At 62.7% G+C, this 3,824-nt stretch carries 5 protein-coding genes; 4 read left to right on the forward strand and 1 reads right to left on the reverse strand.

Translation table 11 applies throughout. The features are described 5' to 3' along the window. Positions 1-94: 94 nt before the first annotated feature. Positions 95-832: an acetolactate decarboxylase gene (budA, locus tag ACXIUA_RS03915; protein ID WP_070362974.1), complete on the reverse strand. Its 738-nt coding sequence runs from the start codon at positions 830-832 to the stop codon at positions 95-97. Between the two features lie 57 nt (positions 833-889). Between budA and ACXIUA_RS03920 the strand changes: the two genes are divergently transcribed. The 4 genes from ACXIUA_RS03920 to ACXIUA_RS03935 are packed head-to-tail and all read left to right on the forward strand — an operon-like array spanning position 890 to position 3,740. Further along, on the forward strand, positions 890-2,053 hold the full coding sequence (locus ACXIUA_RS03920; protein WP_457976165.1) for a 5-(carboxyamino)imidazole ribonucleotide synthase: 1,164 nt from the start codon (positions 890-892) through the stop codon (positions 2,051-2,053). An 18-nt stretch (positions 2,054-2,071) separates the two neighbouring features. Then, positions 2,072-2,572, forward strand: a complete 501-nt coding sequence (gene purE, locus ACXIUA_RS03925) for a 5-(carboxyamino)imidazole ribonucleotide mutase (RefSeq protein WP_070362972.1) — start codon at positions 2,072-2,074, stop codon at positions 2,570-2,572. Continuing rightward, positions 2,565-3,044 (forward strand): YdcF family protein, encoded by a 480-nt coding sequence (locus ACXIUA_RS03930; RefSeq protein ID WP_071572702.1) that lies wholly within the window; start codon positions 2,565-2,567, stop codon positions 3,042-3,044. Before purE ends, ACXIUA_RS03930 begins: the two co-directional genes overlap by 8 nt. A gap of 60 nt (positions 3,045-3,104) precedes the next feature. Further along, positions 3,105-3,740: a DUF305 domain-containing protein gene (locus ACXIUA_RS03935; RefSeq protein ID WP_070362970.1), complete on the forward strand. Its 636-nt coding sequence runs from the start codon at positions 3,105-3,107 to the stop codon at positions 3,738-3,740. The last annotated feature ends 84 nt before the right edge of the window (positions 3,741-3,824 follow it).

Genomic DNA, 3,824 nt, shown 5'->3' on the forward strand with positions numbered 1-3,824 from the left:
CCTGTGGGGGTTCGACCAGCCGGTGTTCTTCCCGCAGGTGGGGAAGGCGCGTGCGGTGGAGCGTGCGCTGGACGAGAGCCTGCGCCGCCGCTAACTACTCCTTAATTTCCGTTGTGTGCAGCTGGCTATCCAGGTCGCTCGGGCTGAGACTGCCTGCCTGGAAGTCTGCCGTGATCGGCAGGTGCAGATCCATGTCGGTGGCGGGGCACAGCTCGATGACGGCGTCGTTGATGGTGTAGTCGAGCACGTGGCCGCCGGCGGTGCGGGCGTCGTCAATGAAGTGGACGTGGCAGCCGGGCACCCCGATGCCTTTGGCGTAGGCGGGGGTGCGGAAGCCGCCGATGATGCCGTGTACGTCGGTGAAGTGGTGCTCGGCGTCATCGCCGATGGCCTCCGTCATGGGGCGGTACGGTTTCTCCTGCTTGGTCACGGTGCGGGTGACCACCTCGTCGAAGGTGCCGGTGATTCTGACGGCGTAGAAGAAGTTGTGGCTCGGCTCGAGCGCGTCGATGAACTCGGCCAGTTCCGCGCGGCGCATGCCTTTCGGCGCGTCGACGCGGATGCGCGGCACAAAGTTCGTCACGACGGTAAACGGCGTGCGTTGGTCAAGGCTTGCGACGCGCGCTTTGCCGTCGCTGGTGAGCTGGTAGCAGACGCCGTCGAGAATGATCATCTCTCCGTCGAGCCCGTCGAAGGTGCCAAGGCCGAAGTTCCCTTTGCCGAGGATGTCTCCGATGGTCAGTTCGCCTTCGTAGATGCCGTCGAGAAGCGCGGTCATCAGTGAGTTCTGGAAGATGGTGTGGCGAACAATCGCGGGATTCGTTTCAGTCATGCCCACATCGTAGCGCCCATAAGGCTAAGGTAGTTCGTTGTGAGAGACGCTCAAGGAATGCCCAGAGTTGCCGTTATCGGTGACGGTCAGCTTGCCAGAATGATGCACACGGAAGCCATCGAACTTGGACTGCAGCCCAGGGTGCTTGCAGGCGCCCCGGACGCCTCGGCCGCCCAGGTGTTTGGTGACGTCCAGCTTGGTGACTACACCAACTTCGACGACCTGCACGCGACCATTCAGGGTGCCTCGGCGATTACGTTCGACCACGAACACGTCCCGAACGAATTCCTGCAGCGCCTGCTGGACGAAGGCTACAACGTGGAGCCGCGTCCCCAGGCGCTGATTTATGCCCAGGACAAGCTTGAGCAGCGCATGAAGCTGAAGGAGCTGGGGGCACCGGTGCCGCCGTTCGCGAAGTTCGACTCGGTGGAGGACGCCCGCGAGTTCTGGAAGCTTGTCGACGGCCGCGTGTGCGTCAAGGCGACGCGCGGAGGCTACGACGGGCACGGCGTCTGGTTCCCAGAGACCCTGCAAGAGTGCGAGCAGCTGGTCACCGATCTGCTTGAGAAGGGCGTTGTGCTGTACGCGGAAGAAAAGGTGAACTTCGCCCGCGAACTTTCCGCGATGGTGGCGCGCAACCGGGACGGCGAGGTCAAGGCGTGGCCCGTCGTCGAGTCACGGCAGGCGGACGGCGTCTGCCATATCGCGATTGCTCCAGCGCCAGAACTGCCGGCTGATGTGGCGAAACAGTGCCGTGATCTTGCCACCAATATTGCGACCAAGCTTGACGTTACGGGCGTGCTCGCCGTTGAGCTCTTCGAGTGCATCGGGGAGGACGGGGCGTCGAAAATTCTGGTCAACGAGCTTGCGATGCGCCCGCACAACACGGGGCACTGGACGCAGGACGGCTGCGTGACCTCCCAGTTTGAGCAGCACCTGCGCGCGGTCCTGAACTGGCCGCTCGGGTCCGTGGACACGCTCGAGCCGGTCACGGTGATGGTGAACACTCTCGGTGCGGAGGAGGATCCGCAGATGCCGATGGAGCAGCGCGTCATCGAGGTGATGCGCCGCTACCCGGAGGCCAAGGTGCACCTGTACGGCAAGAGCTGGCGCCCTGGGCGCAAGATGGGACACGTCAACGTCACCGGCTACGACGCCACGTCCACCTTGGCAATTGCGCAGCACGCCGCGCACTTTATTGTTCACGCGAACTGGTACTAACAGGAGGAGAGTTTCTTCATGAACGCACGCGTTGGCCTCATCATGGGCTCGGATTCGGACTGGGACACGGTTGCGCCTGCCGCAGAGGTACTTGCGGAGTTCGGGGTGCCGTTTGAGGTCGGGGTGGTCTCCGCGCACCGCACCCCTGAGAAGATGCTTGCCTATGCGAAGCAAGCACATGAACGTGGCATCCAGGTCATCATTGCGTGCGCCGGTGGGGCAGCCCACCTGCCGGGGATGGTTGCCGCGGCAACGCCACTGCCAGTCATCGGTATCCCTCGCGCATTGAAGGACCTTGACGGGCTGGATTCTCTGCTTTCCATCGTGCAGATGCCAGGGGGTGTTCCAGTCGCGACGGTGTCTATCGGCGGCGCGAAGAACGCGGGCCTGCTTGCTGTTCGGATGCTCGGTGCCGGGGATCCGGAACTAGTGGACAAGATGGCGAAGTACCAGGCCGACATGGCGGCCGAAGTTGAGCGTAAGGATGCCGCGCTGCGCAGCCGGTTGCTGGGTGAGTAGCAGTCCCATCGTGGTGCTGGGTGCGCGAATTGTCGACGGCCACCCGTCGCGCATGCTGCACGCCCGGCTCTGCAGCGCACTGCTCCGCTGGCGGACGGACGCGCACGCTGGCGTGCGGCGCGCCATCGTGGTCACCGGCCGCGGGGAGGCGGCCGTGATGGCTCGCTGGCTTGTCGAGCGCGGCGTGCCCCGTGAACTGATCATTCAGGAGCCCCATGCGTCGTCGACGAACGAAAACCTCGAGCGTACCCGCGCGTTGTTCCCGCACGCGCCGCGGCTGATCGTGGTGACCAGCAACTTCCACGTGCGCCGCACGCGCGTGTGGGCCTGGCACCTGGGGATTCCAGTGGAGATGGTGCCTGCGCGCACCCCGCGCCGCTCCCGGCCGAAGAACTACGCGCGCGAGCTCGTTGCGTTGCCGCACTCCGCGGCGCGGGTTGTGTGGCGACGCCTTATGCACAAAATGCGCTAGAGTACATCCGATGGTGCTACTTTTGGTGCCATGTGCTTCAGTCCTAGGAAGGCTCCATTCATGACACACTTACATCGCCGCATCACCGGCTTGATCACCGTTGCAGTACTGGGGGCCAGCGTGGCTTCATGCGCCGGAGATGGCCAAGACGCCACAGACGCGCCCCAGACCGACAAGGACGGTGCCGCAGTGACTGCCGGGGCCAACCAACCCGCAGAAGTCAATGGGGTCGATTTGCATTTTCTCGCGATGATGACACCGCATCACCAGCAAGCCGTGGACATGAGCGAGATCATCCTGGCCGCCGATGGCATCAGCGAAGCCACCGCGGACTTGGCCGAACGGATTAAAATCGGGCAACAAGAAGAAATCGACACCATGGTCGACTGGGCTGAACAATGGGACCAGGGTGACTTGATGGCACATCACGCCCCACACATTGCCAATGGCATGATCACTCCAGAACAGATGGACCAGCTGAAATCACTTTCGGGCGAGGAAGCAGACACCCGGTTCCTCCAGCTCATGCATTTCCATCACGCGGGTGCCGTTGCCATGACCCAAGACCAAATCGACAACGGCGGCTACCAGCCTCTCGTGGAACTGGCTCAACAAATGGTCGACGTGCAAACCGCTGAGATGCACGAGATGGAACAACTCCTGGAAGCCAGAGGCGAAAGCCTGCTGACTGAGTAACCAACCTGGATAAACGAAGCGGGAGCGCGTTAACCCGGGTATAAGTTCGTAGTGCACCTGTAATACGACTGAAAGGGAACACCC

The organism is Corynebacterium sp. UMB8791, assembly GCF_054166365.1.